The 15,356-nt window shown below is 39.2% G+C and carries 19 protein-coding genes; 7 read left to right on the top strand and 12 right to left on the bottom strand.

The genetic code is table 11. The features are described 5' to 3' along the window. The first annotated feature begins 13 nt into the window (after nucleotides 1-13). Genes SDEL_RS05765 through SDEL_RS05745 form a run of 5 tightly spaced genes read left to right on the top strand, consistent with a single transcriptional unit; the run spans nucleotide 14 to nucleotide 4,219 of the window. Nucleotides 14-298: a hypothetical protein gene (locus SDEL_RS05765; protein ID WP_012856914.1), complete on the top strand. Its 285-nt coding sequence runs from the start codon at nucleotides 14-16 to the stop codon at nucleotides 296-298. Continuing rightward, nucleotides 273-830 carry a thiamine phosphate synthase gene (locus SDEL_RS05760; RefSeq protein ID WP_012856913.1) on the top strand — a complete coding sequence of 186 codons (558 nt, stop codon included), beginning with the start codon at nucleotides 273-275 and terminating at the stop codon, nucleotides 828-830. The genes SDEL_RS05765 and SDEL_RS05760 overlap by 26 nt, the downstream gene beginning before the upstream one ends. Nucleotides 831-845: 15 nt before the next feature. Beyond that, on the top strand, nucleotides 846-2,276 hold the full coding sequence (gene gatB / locus SDEL_RS05755) for an Asp-tRNA(Asn)/Glu-tRNA(Gln) amidotransferase subunit GatB (protein ID WP_012856912.1): 1,431 nt from the start codon (nucleotides 846-848) through the stop codon (nucleotides 2,274-2,276). Between the two features lie 15 nt (nucleotides 2,277-2,291). Next, complete coding sequence (locus SDEL_RS05750; RefSeq protein WP_012856911.1) at nucleotides 2,292-3,182, top strand: NAD(P)H-dependent glycerol-3-phosphate dehydrogenase; 891 nt, start codon at nucleotides 2,292-2,294, stop codon at nucleotides 3,180-3,182. Then, nucleotides 3,182-4,219, top strand: a complete 1,038-nt coding sequence (locus SDEL_RS05745; protein WP_012856910.1) for a glycoside hydrolase family 3 N-terminal domain-containing protein — start codon at nucleotides 3,182-3,184, stop codon at nucleotides 4,217-4,219. Before SDEL_RS05750 ends, SDEL_RS05745 begins: the two co-directional genes overlap by 1 nt. A gap of 176 nt (nucleotides 4,220-4,395) precedes the next feature. Here SDEL_RS05745 and truA read toward each other — a convergent pair whose 3' ends face one another. Genes truA through glmU form a run of 6 tightly spaced genes read right to left on the bottom strand, consistent with a single transcriptional unit; the run spans nucleotide 4,396 to nucleotide 10,120 of the window. Beyond that, entirely contained in the window at nucleotides 4,396-5,139 is a 744-nt protein-coding gene (gene truA, locus SDEL_RS05740) for a tRNA pseudouridine(38-40) synthase TruA (RefSeq protein WP_012856909.1), read from the bottom strand. Nucleotides 5,140-5,143: 4 nt separating this feature from the next. Then, a complete protein-coding gene (locus SDEL_RS05735; protein ID WP_012856908.1) occupies nucleotides 5,144-6,169 on the bottom strand; it encodes an LptF/LptG family permease in 1,026 nt (341 codons plus the stop codon). Continuing rightward, complete coding sequence (locus SDEL_RS05730) at nucleotides 6,162-6,893, bottom strand: prepilin peptidase (RefSeq protein WP_012856907.1); 732 nt, start codon at nucleotides 6,891-6,893, stop codon at nucleotides 6,162-6,164. The genes SDEL_RS05735 and SDEL_RS05730 overlap by 8 nt, the downstream gene beginning before the upstream one ends. Nucleotides 6,894-6,895: 2 nt before the next feature. Beyond that, nucleotides 6,896-7,606 (bottom strand): hypothetical protein, encoded by a 711-nt coding sequence (locus tag SDEL_RS05725; RefSeq protein WP_223295850.1) that lies wholly within the window; start codon nucleotides 7,604-7,606, stop codon nucleotides 6,896-6,898. Nucleotides 7,607-7,614: 8 nt separating this feature from the next. Further along, a complete protein-coding gene (gene coaBC / locus SDEL_RS05720) occupies nucleotides 7,615-8,826 on the bottom strand; it encodes a bifunctional phosphopantothenoylcysteine decarboxylase/phosphopantothenate--cysteine ligase CoaBC (RefSeq protein WP_012856905.1) in 1,212 nt (403 codons plus the stop codon). Continuing rightward, a complete protein-coding gene (gene glmU / locus SDEL_RS05715) occupies nucleotides 8,819-10,120 on the bottom strand; it encodes a bifunctional UDP-N-acetylglucosamine diphosphorylase/glucosamine-1-phosphate N-acetyltransferase GlmU (protein WP_012856904.1) in 1,302 nt (433 codons plus the stop codon). Before glmU ends, coaBC begins: the two co-directional genes overlap by 8 nt. Before the next feature lie 167 nt (nucleotides 10,121-10,287). Between glmU and fliP the strand changes: the two genes are divergently transcribed. After that, the gene (gene fliP / locus SDEL_RS05710; RefSeq protein ID WP_049767081.1) at nucleotides 10,288-10,980 is read left to right on the top strand and encodes a flagellar type III secretion system pore protein FliP; all 693 of its coding nucleotides are present in this window, start codon (nucleotides 10,288-10,290) and stop codon (nucleotides 10,978-10,980) included. Nucleotides 10,981-11,198: 218 nt separating this feature from the next. On the opposite strand, the gene SDEL_RS05705 is transcribed toward fliP, so the two are convergent. Continuing rightward, nucleotides 11,199-11,465 (bottom strand): helix-turn-helix domain-containing protein, encoded by a 267-nt coding sequence (locus SDEL_RS05705; RefSeq protein WP_012856902.1) that lies wholly within the window; start codon nucleotides 11,463-11,465, stop codon nucleotides 11,199-11,201. Nucleotides 11,466-11,554: 89 nt separating this feature from the next. On the opposite strand from SDEL_RS05705, the gene SDEL_RS05700 reads away from it, so the two are divergent. Beyond that, a complete protein-coding gene (locus tag SDEL_RS05700) occupies nucleotides 11,555-12,175 on the top strand; it encodes an opacity family porin (protein WP_012856901.1) in 621 nt (206 codons plus the stop codon). A gap of 195 nt (nucleotides 12,176-12,370) precedes the next feature. Here SDEL_RS05700 and SDEL_RS05695 read toward each other — a convergent pair whose 3' ends face one another. The 5 genes from SDEL_RS05695 to SDEL_RS05675 all read right to left on the bottom strand — a co-directional run bounded on the left by SDEL_RS05695 (nucleotide 12,371) and on the right by SDEL_RS05675 (nucleotide 14,806). Then, nucleotides 12,371-12,910 (bottom strand): antirestriction protein ArdA, encoded by a 540-nt coding sequence (locus SDEL_RS05695; RefSeq protein ID WP_012856900.1) that lies wholly within the window; start codon nucleotides 12,908-12,910, stop codon nucleotides 12,371-12,373. Between the two features lie 72 nt (nucleotides 12,911-12,982). Next, nucleotides 12,983-13,468 (bottom strand): hypothetical protein, encoded by a 486-nt coding sequence (locus tag SDEL_RS05690; protein WP_012856899.1) that lies wholly within the window; start codon nucleotides 13,466-13,468, stop codon nucleotides 12,983-12,985. Further along, nucleotides 13,465-14,052, bottom strand: a complete 588-nt coding sequence (locus SDEL_RS05685; RefSeq protein ID WP_012856898.1) for a hypothetical protein — start codon at nucleotides 14,050-14,052, stop codon at nucleotides 13,465-13,467. The genes SDEL_RS05690 and SDEL_RS05685 overlap by 4 nt, the downstream gene beginning before the upstream one ends. A 104-nt stretch (nucleotides 14,053-14,156) precedes the next feature. Then, the gene (locus SDEL_RS05680; protein ID WP_012856897.1) at nucleotides 14,157-14,450 is read right to left on the bottom strand and encodes a DUF2958 domain-containing protein; all 294 of its coding nucleotides are present in this window, start codon (nucleotides 14,448-14,450) and stop codon (nucleotides 14,157-14,159) included. After that, nucleotides 14,447-14,806 carry a hypothetical protein gene (locus SDEL_RS05675; protein WP_012856896.1) on the bottom strand — a complete coding sequence of 120 codons (360 nt, stop codon included), beginning with the start codon at nucleotides 14,804-14,806 and terminating at the stop codon, nucleotides 14,447-14,449. The genes SDEL_RS05680 and SDEL_RS05675 overlap by 4 nt, the downstream gene beginning before the upstream one ends. Nucleotides 14,807-15,356: the final 550 nt, after the last annotated feature.

Below are 15,356 nucleotides of genomic sequence, written 5' to 3'. Positions count from 1 at the left end.
CTAAAGAGCCAACGTGTTAAAAACAGATAAAACACGTTTTGAAAAGTTCCTCAGTTTATTGCAAGGCGCTTCATTAGCTTTTGCAATAGCTGGGGGCTCTTATCTCTTTCTTATTTTACTTCCTTTTGGATTTCTCTTTTCTCTTGCCGTAGGATTTTTTTTCTTTCTTCTGGGCTCTTTTTTCTTTGTTATGTTTGAAATAGCGCAACTCCAAATTGACAAAGCAGAAGAGGTTAAAAAACAAACGCAACTGTTAGAAAAATTGGTTCATCATGATAAAACGTTATCTGATTACTGATCCCTCTTTTTATACCTCTGATGCGACACAATTCCTTCAAAAACTTTTACATGTAAAGGCAAAACATCAACCTGATTATGTTTGTTTAAGGGATAAAGAGAACGTTTCTTATAAAACTCTTGCCAAAACCTTAGCAAAAAGTGATATTCAAGATGAAAATACGAAGCTCTTCCTTCATACCGATTTTGCTCTTGCCCACTCCCTAGGATGTGCTGGTGTTCATTTACCTTCTCACTCCTTTGATCAGATTGAAAAAGCTAAAGCATTAGGGCTGGAGGTGATCGTAAGTACGCACACTTTTGATGAAGCTTGTATGGCAGAAAAATATGGCGCAGACGCCATTACCTTTAGTCCGATTTTTGCAACGCCCAATAAGGGAAAACCCGTTGGTTTAGAGAAGTTAAAAGAAATAAATGATAAAATCAAACCCAAATGTTTTGCGCTTGGTGGCATCATCAATGAAGAACACGTGAAGGCGTGTGAAGCGATTGGTGTGTATGGTTTTGCCTCAATTCGCTTTTTTATAGATTAATTCCAAAGGCTATTTATGCAATTTGAAGTTGTGATTGGACTTGAAGTTCATGCTCAATTAAATACTAAAACCAAGATTTTTTGCAGTTGTCCAACCAGTTTTGGAGATGAACCAAATACCAATGTTTGTGAAGTATGTTTAGGTCTACCGGGTGCACTTCCCGTTTTAAATAAGGAGGCTGTTAAAAAAGCGATTGCTTTAGGAACAGCCATTCATGCGACTGTCAATCAAAAATCTATTTTTAATCGTAAAAACTACTTCTATCCTGACCTTCCCAAAGGGTATCAGATTAGCCAATTTGAAATTCCTATTGTTGAGAATGGAGAAATTGTGATTGATTTTGAAGATGGTAGGACAAAACGTATTGGTGTTACACGTGCTCACCTTGAAGAAGATGCGGGTAAAAATATTCACCATGGCGCTCTTTCGCATGTGGATTTAAACCGTGCAGGAACCCCGCTTCTTGAAATTGTGAGTGAGCCTGATATGCGAAGCAGTGAAGAGGCTGTGTTGTATCTTAAAAAACTCCATGCTATTTTGCGTTATTTGGATATCAGCGATGCCAATATGCAAGAGGGAAGCTTCCGTTGTGATGCCAATGTCTCTATTCGCCCCAAAGGCGATACAAAGCTTTATACCAGAGCAGAGATTAAAAACCTAAACTCCTTTAAATTTATCCAAAAAGCGATTGATTACGAAGTAGAGCGTCAAATTGAAGCATGGGAAGATGGTGTTTATGAGAAGGAAGTGGTTCAAGAAACCAGATTGTACGATACTGAAAAAAATGAAACGAGAAGTATGAGAGGGAAAGAAGATAGTGCGGAGTATCGCTATTTTCCAGATCCTGATTTATTGCCGGTATTGATTCCTGATGAGATGATGGCTGAATGTATTCAAATTCCTGAACTTCCTGACCAAAAACGTGATCGTTTCTTAAAAGAGTATGGCATTAAAGAGTATGATGCCAATGTTATTACCTCTAGCGTTGAGATGGCACATTTTTATGAGACGATGATCAAAGAGGGTGCTGGAGCCAAAAACGCTGTAACGTGGCTTACAGTTGAGCTTCTCGCCCGTCTGAATAACGGTATAACGCTAATGACCTCCCCTGTGGATGCGGTTAAATTAGCCATGATTGTTAAACGCATTGAAGATGGAACCATTAGTGGAAAAGCTGCTAAAGAGGTGTTGGATTATTTGATGGAACATGAAGCCAGTGTTGATGATACGATAGAAACATTAGGACTCAAACAAGTCAGCGATGATGGGGCTATTTTAGCGATTATTGATACGATTATCGCATCTAATATGGATAAAGTTGCGGAGTATAGAGCGGGCAAAGAGAAACTGTTTGGTTTCTTTGTTGGGCAAACCATGAAAGAGAGTAAGGGAACGGCTAATCCTGCAAAAGTCAATGAGCTCTTAAAATCAAAACTTGATGTTTGATAAAGAGAGACGTGCGTGAGTATCGCTGTTATTGGAGCAGGAAAATGGGGGCAAGCGTTACAGTTTGCACTCTCTAAAAACGTTACATGTAAGATTACATCTCGTCAAAGAAAATCTCTTGAAAATTTTGTTAGTCTTGAAGAGGCATTGGCGTGTGAATACCTTGTTTTTGCTCTTCCTGCTCAAGTTGTTCGTACATGGTTGGATGAGCATTTTCAGTTTTTAGGACAAAAAATCCTTGTGGCTGCCAAAGGCATAGAAAAAGGCAGTGGAGCTTTTTTAAATGAAATTTTTGCTGCGTATATCCCTGAGGAAAATCTTAGTTTTCTCTCCGGTCCTTCTTTTGCTTCAGAGGTGATGCAAGGATTACCAACGGCAGTGGTAATTAATTCAAGCAATGAAGGACTTGCAAAAGAGTTTGCTTCGTTTTTTCCCTCTTTTATGAAAACCTACACTTCAAACGATGTTATTGGTGCGGAAGTATGCGGTGCTTATAAAAATGTTTTGGCAATCGCTAGTGGCATTTGTGATGGATTAAAGCTTGGCAATAACGCGAGGGCTAGTTTGATTGCACGAGGTCTTGTTGAAATGCATCGTTTTGGAAAATATTTTGGTGCAACGGACGAGACTTTTTTGGGTTTAAGTGGCGCAGGTGACCTTTTTTTAACAGCATCGAGCACACTGTCTCGTAATTACCGTGTTGGATTCTTTTTAGCAGAAGGGAAAAAATTGGATGCTATTCTTGAAGCATTAGGTGAAGTGGCTGAGGGTGTTTTTACCTCAGAGGCTATTTTTGAACTTTCGTCAAAACATGGAATCTATACTCCCATCGCTCATGAAATTGCGCTGATTTTAAAAGGTAAAAACCCTAAAGAAAGCGTCAAAGACCTTCTTGCGGATTCATAATGATGCGACTATTTTTAGCCTTTTTGCTTTTAATCGTTTCGGTGTATGCTAAGACACCTTCATTAGAAACAATGGTTTCTCAGATGATTGTTATTGGTTTTGATGGGGAAAAAGAGGGCGATAAGTGGGTTGAGCAGGTTGCAAAAGATATTAAACGTGAAAAAATTGGTGGGATTTTTCTTTCACAAAAAAATATTCATACCCCTGAACAAGTCAGAAAATTAACGGCTTATCTAAAAAAACAAACTTCCAAAACGCCTCTTATGGTGGCGGTGGAGTTTGACGGCAGTACTTCTTTAGAAGGATTTACTCCTTTACTTTCTCCTCGTGAAATGGTGGAAAAGAGTGATATCTTAGAGGCAGAAGCCCGTTATATAAAAAGTGCTCAAGAGTTAGCAGACGCAGGAATCAATCTGAATTTTGCACCTACGTTGGATTTGCAAAGTGATGTAAAAAGCGAACAGCGTTATTCAGCACTTGAAGAAGTCATTACCACCTATGCCATGCTCTTTAGTACGGCGCTTACACAAAAAGGTGTGCTTCCTGTTGTGAAATATTTTCCCAGTGCAGGTGAAAATATATGGAATAACTTTTCAACCGAAGCTACACTCACTTCATGGCGTTTTGAACAGTTAAAGCCTTATTATGATTTGATTGCTTTTGGTAAGATGGACGCAGTTTTGATCTCTCATGCTATGTGTGAAGATTTGGATGAAAAAAATCCTATGCTTTTTTCTTCCAAAGTGATTGAGACACTCTTGCGCCAGAAAATGCACTTTGAGGGTGTCGTTTTTGCAAATCATTTACGGACAAATTCGCTTTCAAGCAAAGTCGATTTTAAACAGCGTATTCTTCGTTCGCTTCATGCGGGTGTCGATGTGTTTGTCTTTCCAAACTATTTTGGGGATGATGCGAGTATTCCTTTTACGGTACAGCGAATTATTATGGAGGGTGTGCGCAAAGGAGAAATTCGTCCCCAACGCATTGAACTTTCTTATAAGCGTATTATGGCATTAAAACAAAAAATGGCTCATTAGACTTCTCGCAAAACTCATTTTGCAAGAAGAAAAAGTAGCAAGGGTGCGAGGGCTTTCTGCTGAAGAAAACGCAGTGTTAACGTAGCCTTTTCACAGAAACTGCGTTTTGAGCTTTGCTTTAAAGGCGTATTAAGAGTTCTGCAAAAACTCTATTGAAATAGTGATATTTGCGTATCTTATGTCTCGTAAAAAATACGTGAAAGATAGAGTCCACTGGGTGGAAGAAGTGTTGTGGAAACTTTTTTTTCTCTTCGTAATTGGGCTATCAGCTCTTCTTCTCTTATTTCATCGTAGCAAACTTTAAGAAGCGCATCACACATCATGCGAATTTGTGAGCGTAAAAAAGCATCTCCCAAAAAGTAGATAACAATCAAATGTTTATAACGATAGGCTCCTACTTTATAAAGGATACGCTCATCGCGTGTTAGTCCTCCCCCTTGTTTTTTAAAAAATTCAAAATTATGAGCACCTTGAAAAGATTGTGCAACATGATGTAAGCGTTGTACGTCTAAGGCGTTTACATGTAAAGCGTAGTGTGCATAAAAAGGCTGATACACTCCATCGTAAAGAAAGTAGCGATAGAGCCTTTTTTGAGCGCTAAAACGTGCATGAAAGTTGGGAAGGGTAGGGTGTATCTGTTGGATGTACAGGTGTGGCATTAGGCTACGATTGAGTAATGAGCGTAGCTTTTCGTACTCTTTTTCCCAAAAAAGGGGAAGGTCAAGATGTACAACTTGCCTAAGGGCATGAACTCCTCTATCCGTTCTTCCACTTCCAACGATAGGTGTGTGAATCCCCAATGCTTTTAAACTTTTTTCAAGTATCCCTGTAACGGTTTGAAAGTGCTCATTTTCATTATTTTGGCGTTGGAAGCCATAAAAATGACTTCCATCGTAGCTTAAAATCAATTTAACACGCATGGGTTTAATAAACCGTTTTAATGTACTTTAGATAGATACGATAAGCGATAAAGAAGGTAAGGATAAACACAACAAGAGGCGCACTTTGTGGGTGCCATGTGGAAAAGAGCGTTGCAGCAGCAAAATAGATAAAAATTGTTGCAAACATGGCGATATAAATACCCCCTTTGTTATAGCGATAGGTCACAATCCCAATACTCAACGCAATCAGTGTTGACGCTAAAGGGAAAAGCGCAATCAGTAGAAAGAAAGCTAACTCATACGCACGTTTTGAATTGACAAAAACGCCATTCCAATACTCTTTGACACTTTGAATCGTGCCAATACCTGCTTTGGGCTGCGAGTTGATATGCATACGTTCAAAATTGATTTGTTCTATCTCATTTTTTTTAAACTCAAAGATTTTTCCCTCTTCGAGATTGAGTCGTAGTTTTCCATCGGTATTTTCAATGAGAGCATTATTCGCTAGGATGAGTCTTTCATCCTCGTTTGGCGTGGGTACTTGATAGAGTGTGACACCACTAAAGTGTTTTTGATCATCACTCTTTTCAATGTAAACAAGCCATTGTGAAAATTTTTGACCAAATTCACTGGCTTTGATATTAAATTTGGCTTCTGCTTTTTTGTAATCGATAAAATTGCTATTGAGTTCTTTTGAAATAGGAATGAGTACGAAAATATTGAGGATTAAAAGGAGCGATAGCCCTGTTGCAAGCAACAAAAAAAGACGTGCAATTTTTTGGGGATTATAGCCTAGCGTAAAGAGTACAATCGTTTCATTCTCTTTTGAAAGATTAAAAAGGGTAATACACAATGCGATAAAAAAGGTAATAGGCAAGGTATAGACAAGGGTTCTTGGGAGCAGGTAAATATAAAGCGTTCCTAATTCTAAAAAATTCATCTGAATAATGGCTGTAAGTGCCGTAATTTTGATAAAAAACACAATAGACGTAATGAAAAAAAGAATAAAAAATAATGAGCTAAAGAGTGCTCCAAAATGTTTTAAAAGATAACGACTGGTTCTATTCATATAGCGATTCCATAAAAGATAAGATAGGCTCACTCCAAAGCCATGTGATAAAAAGCCCTAAGGAGAGGAAGGGAATAAAGGGGAGTTCATATCCTCTCTTTCGTACAACCATAAAGGCTATCAATGCAATAAGAGCAGCTATGTAAATGGCTGCCATTCCTAGTTTAATGCCTAAAAGTGCACCGATAATTCCCGCAATAATAATATCAGCTTCTCCCATCGCCTCTTTTTGGGTTAAAAACGAAACCAAAAAGCGAAGTAAACTCAATGCACCCATGAATAAAAGTCCATTTTGAAGTGACTCCAAAGGTGAAGCTGTGCAAAAAGCAATGATCAATGCAGGCAAACTCAGTGCGTCAGGTACAGCTTTATAACGCAAATCAATGATACTTAGCGCTAACAATAGGGCAAAAATAGAACCTATCAGCAAAGCCTGAACCAGCGCAGGTTCTCTAAAATAGACGATTCCATACACGAAGGCACTGCTAAGTTCAATAAGAGGGTATTGTACCGAAATTGGGCTGTGACAAAAGGCACATTTGCCTCGAAGAAAGATCCATGAAAGGAGGGGAATGTTATGGTACCAGCGCAAAGGGTGTAAACAGAGGGGACAGTGCGATGCGGGAAGATTGATACTCTCTCCTTTAGGAAGCCTCAAAATGGCGACATTTAAAAAAGAACCTACGCATAAACCAAAGAGTATAACTAAAAGAAGTTCAATCATCATTAACCTTTAATATCTAAAACTAAATCACTGCCCTCAAAAAAAGGCTCTATCTCTTTTTCAAGTCCCAACTCCAGTGCCACACTCTTATGCTGACGCAGAGCTTTTTCTAGGAGGATAAAAGTGTTTTCATAAAGACAGGTGAGTGTCGTATGATTTGCCATTAATTGACCATGTAGGGGGCCTAAATGTTCAAAGGCAAGGTAAAAATGAATCGAAGAAGCCTCATGATAAAGTTGCACCAAAACCTTTTTCCCTTCATGCAACAGTGGCGCATGCACAATCCCTTTACTCAGCGCAAGAAGCATTGTTGTATAGGTTTGAAAAAGGGATTTGGATATGGTTTTATCGCTTAGAATTTGCAGTAAAAAGTGTTTGAAGGTTTCGTATTGGATAGGTTCATTTTCAAAAAAATCTTCTAACGCAATGGGGAGAAAGTAGGTCTCATCTTGAAAAAGGCGTGGTTGTTTATAAAGGTGAGAGAGGGTCAAAACCCCTCCTTTTCCTTCAAAAAAATTACCCCAATAAACTTGCCCCTCATCTAGGGTTTTATGGCTTTTGGTACTTAACTCTTTACGTCCAACCCTGAGTCGATAGCGCATTGCATCTATCTTTTTCAGCACTTCAATGCTAATGGGTAAGGCGGCATTGAAAGGAACGGAAGAGCTACTTGTGCGCCCTATATCACTACCAATACCAACGAGTTTTTGCAACGAAGAGATCATATATTTTGTGATTGTTCAACGATGGCTTGAGCGATATGAAACTTATCTGAGAGAGGGAGGGTTTCAACATGCGTTTTGGTAATAAACGTGATCTCATTTTTATTGCTTCCAAAATTATTTTGCTCTTTGAGTATGTTCAGACACACAGCATCTAGCTCTTTGGCTTCTAGCATTTTTTGGGCATTAATCAGACCATTTTTTTCATCTAGCTCTGCTTTAAAACCAATGACTTTGTAGCCTTTTTTAGGAATGGTGGAGAGAATATCAAGGTTGCGTTTGAGCTCTAGGATAAAAATCTCTCCAAGGGTCTCTTTTTTAAGTTTTCCACTGTGAGAATGAAGGGGTACATAATCACTCACGGCGGCTGCCATAAAAAGATAGGGCATTTTCTCTGAGCGTTTTTGTTGTTCCATTTGATGCGTTAACGCATGGTGTAACTCAAAACTACTCTTTACATGTAAAAGATTTATCTCTTGTAAAAGGGGCGTTTCTCCACTGCTAATTAACGTCACATTTGCCCCTTTGAGGTATAAGCAGAGTGCTAAAGCAGAGGCTTGTTTACCACTGGAAAAGTTGCTTAAACAGCGCACATCGTCTATTTTTTCCCTTGTACCACCACCGGTAATGATGACATTACGACCTTGCCAAAAGGGCTCTTTAAGAAGCGCTTTGGCACTGCGATAAAATATCTCCTCCACATCCGCTAAAGCGCCTACACCTTCATCATTGCAAGCAAGCAGTTTGGATTGAGGTTGGATGATTTCATAACCATAGTGGGCGAGTTTACTCAAACTCTCTTGCGTGATGGGATTGAGCATCATATTGGTATTGGCAGATGGTGCTAACATAAGCGTTTTCGTAAAGGCAATAGCCGTTTGTGTGAGTAGGTTATCGGCGATGCCGTGAGAAAGTTTATTGATGGTGTTCACAGAAGCTGGAGCTATAAGAAAAAGGTCTGCCCACTTGCCTGTGTGAATGTGACTCAGCCCTTCACTCCAACTCTCTGTTTCACCATGTAAAACCTTGTTTTGACTCAGCGTCTCAAAGGTAAGCGGTGCGATAAATTTCTTCGCATCTTCACTCATCACCACTTTTACCTCAGCGCCCGATTTAATGAAAAGACGAATCAGCTCTAAGGCTTTATAAATCGCAATACTGCCTGTAATGCCTAGAAGAATTTTTTTGCCTAGCAACAGTTCTTTATGCATGGTTTTTTCCAAAAAATTTATAGAAGAAGCCTTCCATGATTTTAAGAGGGGCACGATTAATGGCTAAGGCACCTTTGGGGATGTTTTTGGTAACGGTTGTCCCTGAAGCGATAAGCACATCATCCGCAATCGTGAGGGGTGCTACGAGTTGGCTATCGCTTCCGACAAAGACGTTTTTACCGATGATGGTTTGGTATTTGGCTTTGCCATCGTAATTACATGTAATCGTCCCACAGCCGATGTTCGTTCCCTCATCAATGCTTGCATCACCAAGGTAGCTTAAGTGTCCCGCTTTAACCCCTTTGAGGGTTGATTTTTTGACTTCTACGAAGTTTCCAATGTGTGTATCTTCAATGATAGAACCAGGACGAATGCGTGCCATGGGTCCAATATCAGAGTTTTTAATCACGCTTTTTTCAATCACCGAATGCGCTTTAATATGGGCATTTTCTAAAACCGTGCCTTTAAGCAGTGTGACGCCATTTTCGAGTTTGCACTCACCCCTTATCTGTACATCCGCTTCAATGTAGATGGTTGAAGGAAGGCGCATACTCACTCCTTGCTCCATAAAACGACGTTTCATGCGCTCTTGCATCAGCTCCTCAGCGATGGAAAGATGGTGCTTCGAGTTTACGCCCATAAAGGTTTTTTCATCGACAAAAAGGGCTTTAACAGCTCTATTTTGAGCATTGGCAAGAGCAATCAAATCAGTGATGTAATACTCTTTTTGACTGTTCTCATTGGTAAGTTTGCAGAGGTTTTCCTTTAAAAAATCGCTTCTAAAAAGATACACACCCGCATTCACCGCAGTGACTTTTTTCTCTTCAGTATTCGCATCTTTTTCTTCAACGATTTTGAGGACATTGTGCTCGTTATCCATGATGACACGTCCATAACCAAAAGGCTCTTTACATGTAAAGGTACTCATAACGACATCGGCTTCTAAATGTGCAAAATTTTGCATATTTTCTGCTTCAAGCAGAGGCATATCGCCATTTAAGACGAGTAGTTTTTCATATTTTGGGTTGACTCCACGAATGGCACCCCCTGTTCCTGGAAAATTTTGGTGGTCTTGAATGACATAGTGAATCCCTGAAAAATAGCGATTCATCTTCTCTTGAACGAGCTCTGCTTGATGGTATAAAATGACATGGATGTCATCGCTGATTTTTTGGGATTCTTTGATGATGTGGTATAACATCTCAAAGCCGCTGATTTCATGAAGGACTTTTGGGAGTGTGGACTTCATTCTCGTGCCTAGCCCCGCTGCCATAATTGCAATTGAAATATTCATAAATTGGTCTTCCTACGCATTGTTTGGCGTCTATTTTAACGAAAAGTTGTTTAAAGATTAAAAGGTTTTTAACGCAAAAGCAACTAAAATCATGCAATTACATTGAAGGACGTTATTTGAAAAACTTAAAGAGGGTGTTACTCTTGCTTTTGCTCTCCCTTACTCCTATGGCGTTTGGTGCTGACACCATTCCGACCGTCAATCTCTCTTTGAGTGCGCCAGACTCTCCGCAACAGCTTGTGACCAGTATGAATTTGGTATTGGTTTTAACCATTTTGGTTTTAGCCCCTTCACTCATTTTCATGATGACCAGTTTTTTACGTCTCTTGATTGTCTTCTCATTTTTGCGTCAAGCCTTAGGAACACAGCAGATGCCACCTTCACAAGTGATGGTTTCTTTGGCGATGATTTTGACCTTTTTTATCATGGAACCTGTCATGAAAGAGTCCTATGATGTGGCAATTAAGCCTTATTTAGCAGAGAAAATGAGCTATCAAGAGGCTTTTGAGAAAGGCTCAGCGCCTTTTAAAGCCTTTATGATTCGAAATACCCGTGAGAAAGATTTGGCACTCTTCTTTCGTATTCGTAACCTTGAAAACCCTAAAAATATTGAAGATGTGCCCTTAACCGTCGCGATGCCCGCCTTTATGATTAGTGAGTTAAAAACAGCCTTTGAGATAGGCTTTTTGCTCTACTTGCCTTTTTTGGTTATCGATATGGTGGTGAGTTCTGTGTTGATGGCAATGGGTATGATGATGCTTCCCCCTGCGATGATTTCGCTACCTTTTAAGCTGCTTATCTTTGTACTCGTGGATGGGTGGAATTTACTGGTACAACGCTTGGTGGAGAGTTTTCACTAACGCCTATTTTAGGATGTTTGTTGGTATTTTACTAAATATTAAATTATAATAATTTATTATTTTAAACAAGAGAAAGTATTTGCGGTCAAAATCAATCAAGTGACTTTGTTTTTTGACTAAAAAAGCTAAAATAATCTACAAATAATCTACACTGCCTACGAAACAAATGAACTCACAAAAGTATATGATGCGTATTGGGAGATGTTGAGAAGTTAAATTCAGATTGACTCAGTGGGCTTAAAAAATTCGCAGATATCAACTTCTAAGATGTGAGCTATTTTATAAAGGTGTTCCAAATTAAAATGTTTTTTGTTGTAATAAACTTCTGAGACAGAAATTGTACCTACTCCTGTATGACCAAGAGCAAGTCCTAACTCCATTTGAGTCAAACCTTTTTTCTGTCTAAGTTTTTTAACGTTTCTTCCAATGCAGCGATAAAACTCTGACATTTCTTCTTCGCTGAATTCAAAATATAGATTTTCCAATAACTTACCATAGTCGCTAATTTTAAACTAAGTTTAGTGGGTTATAATTTTGATTACAACAGACTATAGTCTGTAAAAAAGGGGAATGGATGAAAAAAAGTTTAATCGTAGCATCGTTGCTATTGGTTGGTAGTTCTGCACTAGTGGCAGCGGATATGGATAACAGTTGGTTTGTTGGTGGTGAGTTTGGTGCACAAAAAATGAAATTCACGGATACAGCAACAGTAACTCTTGCCGGTGTTACTGCCTCTGAGTCAGAAACATCTAAGTTAAATGCAACTTACGAGGCTTTAAAAGTTGGTAAATATTTTGAATATGGAAGAGTTTATGGCAGTTTAGGTAAGCAAAATGAAAAAGATGATTTTTCATCTTATTCACTAGGCTTAGGCTATGACTATATGTTTAAAAATAAGTCTGACTTTACACCTTTTTTAGGCGTTAATGCTTCTTATACAAAAGGAAAAATAGACGATGCCGACCTTGCTTTGATGGGAATGGATAAGCTAAAAGGCTTTAATTATGGCATTGAAGCGGGAATTGTTTATGCTGCTACTAAAAATATTGAACTTGAGATTGGCGCTAGATATATGAAAAGTAATGTAGACTCATCAGGCTCAGACTCTGTTACTTATGCTCCAGCAGTCGTAAATGCAAAAATAGAAGCTGATAATGTTGTCCAATACTATGTAGGTCTTAACTACAAATTCTAAACCTCTCAAGAAGCAAAGAAATCTCTTTGCTTCTTCTCCCCTCTGCCAAATATAATGCAAAAAGAGTAAAAGTAGGGTTAAATTTTTAACTTTTTCTTTGTTTTACGTGAATAAAAAAGTTAAAATTCAAGGCATCTTAAATCTTCTGTTAAAGTGACAAAATATGACCCTTTGTACATTGTGCTCTTACCTTTTTTACCCACAATATTCAAACACATCCCCATCCACTTCAAAGTAATTTCCATCACAATCCAGCTCCCTTGCCACGCCTTCGTAGTCAATGTTATTGGCAATAATAGGCGGTAATTTATCGAGCTCATAACACTCTTGAAGCAGATAATACGCCACATCTTCTAAAGTTTGATTTTCATGGATAATCACATCATCGGCTTTACCAATAGCGTCATCCACATCGTAGGTAATCTGTTGACTCAGAAGAAATGCCACTGCCTTTTGCTTGGACTCACTCAGTTCTAATACTTTGCCAACATCATCATTCACATCCCAAGGAGAGTCATACTCACTGACATTAAAGAGTTCAAGTCCCATCCACTCATAATCAGTGATAAAGATTTCTTCATGGATTGAATCTGATTGACACAGGTATTCTCCTTCGTTAAGCACTTGTTGGATAGCTAGATAGAGCTCTTTACCACTTAAAGGCAGCGTTACCCATTCTCCAACTAAGAATCCATTGTTGTAAGCACTGAGGTCTGTAATATAAAGTTTTAACATCTGATTTCCTTTATGATTTTATAGTTGATTATAGGCTCACCTAGATAGCTAGAATGAGCCTATACTTGTTACCTACGCTGCCAATAAATGGTGACGCACATAGTAGTTTATAACACTTCCAAACAGAACTTCAATCGCACGTTTCAAAGCTCTGGTTTCAGCTCGTGCCATCATAAAATGAAGTCCACCTGTACCTTTAAGTTCTTTTAGCTCACAAATCCCTAACCCAGAAGATTGACGCTCAAGTTCTCCTACTTTAACATGGAGTGTTCCTTCCACATGGGCGTAATTGTCTTTGAGTTCACTCTTCTCCAACTGCCACTGATAACTTATAGGTAGTGATGAGAGAATCTTGATAAGACCATCCCTTTTAGCTTCATACACCCCATTAATGAGGACAAAGTCATGCGATTTAAGCAGTCTTAACACTTGCTTTTTGGTAGCATTGAGCAGTGCTTCATCGCCACTGAGCTCTTCGGTAATAATCTCACCTGTGGTAGGATTGAACGAGATAGCATTTTCCTTTTGTTGTCGGTAGTATTCGTTGGAGTGACTCATGATGCCTGCTCCTCTTTGGTAGATAATGAAGCAAGATTGTTCACAGCTCGTCGCTTGTTAATCTTTAAACGCTTAGGGCTTGTGGATGCATGCAGTTCAATTTCACAACAAGCATGAATCAACTCTACATACTGACCACCAAGGTAGGCTTCTTTAATGGCTTCGGTATCTGCGACCCTCTTTACAAATCCAGCTTCGATAAGTGCCATCTCATTGGTAATGGTAAGAGAGAGCTTTGGAGATTGTAGGGGTTGATAGAGCGTAATGGATGAAATACCTGCCCCTTCAAGTTTTGCGATGCCGTATTCACTAAAGAGTTCGGCTCCTACTTCTAATGCCAGCTCTTTTGCACCTTTGAGTTTGTCTTTAACAAAGCGTAACTCTTTGATTTCATCTTCTAACAGCTGTACTTTTGCATCAATACCAAGGATGGAGTATCCTAGATAATCACACTTTCTTGTGAGCTCCTTATTGCTTTCAAGTACTTCTTTAAAGCGTTCTTTGAGCCACTGAACATTGCTTTCATTGGCACTTTCGATATCACGCTCTAAGGCGTAACGGTTGGTTTGTTGAATCAATGACATGGTTTGCTCCTTTGTTTTTTGATTGATTTATTTATTGTGGTGGGAGTAGATAAGATGGTATGCTCATTGTGCAATGACACAACTATCTACTCCCAAATCTGACCTTAACGTAGCTCATAAAGCCTTGTTGGCTCAAAGTAAATATCACGTTCAATGCTAAGACCCAGTGGTCCTTTGATGGATTCGAGTTCATCCAAACGAAAGTACCCAAGCTCTTTTTCCAAGCCATCTACTAGACCAAAGAACACACGCTCCACTGGGTCATACTCCGTGGCATACCATGTCCAAGAAGAGTCTGGCGTAAAGAACTTTACCAAGGCTAGAGCTTCATCACCTTTACCATCTTGAGAATACAAAGGGGGTAGTTTGGCTTCAAGCTCTTTGGTTAAAAGCTTCATATCACACCGCCTAAGCTTTGGTACGATACATTATTGCTTGCACTATTATCTACCAGTCCATGACGCTTTAAGACCGCATAATAGTCACCTTTGATGATTTCATCGAATGAGGCATCGCTTAAGTCTAAACCAAATTTAGCTAAAATGGTTTCGAATGTACTTCGGTATGCAATCGCAGTGGGTGCTGGAACACTCACTGTCTTATCTACCTCTTCGTAGGTTGCATCTTTATCTACAGGAGAGATACTCGCTTTATTCTCCGCTTCGTAATAGCCAAACATCGCATTGAGGTATTCATCTAAACTTTCTCCTTGATACCATGATGCGAGCACCTTTCCTTGTTCGTTGTAACGCATGATAAACTCCTTATGATGTTAAACGATACGTTGCGTATTGCTTGGTATCGTTATTGGGATTGACTCTTTAGAGAGCACCGTAGATAAAACGTTGGTTGTGAATGGGAACCTCCTTTGTTGGGATAAGATTGTTGTTTTCTGTTATGTTTTATTTTTGAATGAATGAAATAGCGATGAATAGGGACGTGAAATAAGGGTGATGGGTAGAGTGCGATAGATGGCTTCTGTGAAGGTCATTTTTACGAAATAAGAGGACTTAACTTTGAAGGTGAGTGATGGGTTGTGTACGCATCGCTTTAGGGCTTATTTCTACTGCCAAGGTGATGGAATCGCTATGTTTAGGATAGAGCTTTATGGATAAACCAAAGCGCAACCTTACCCCATCATAAAAGCAAAGAAAAACGATAGTTTTGATGGTGTGGGAAATAAGCATGAGGTATCAAGGGATGTGTGGGTGTAGATATGCGTGTAAAAGCATCCTTGTGTGGGAGTGATGTCGGGGGGGCAGGGTCTTGTTGTGTGGTATAAAAGGAATCTACCCTGCTCAGAT

The organism is Sulfurospirillum deleyianum DSM 6946 (assembly GCF_000024885.1).
Taxonomy (GTDB): domain Bacteria; phylum Campylobacterota; class Campylobacteria; order Campylobacterales; family Sulfurospirillaceae; genus Sulfurospirillum; species Sulfurospirillum deleyianum.
This window is presented reverse-complemented; position numbering and strand designations above follow the sequence as displayed.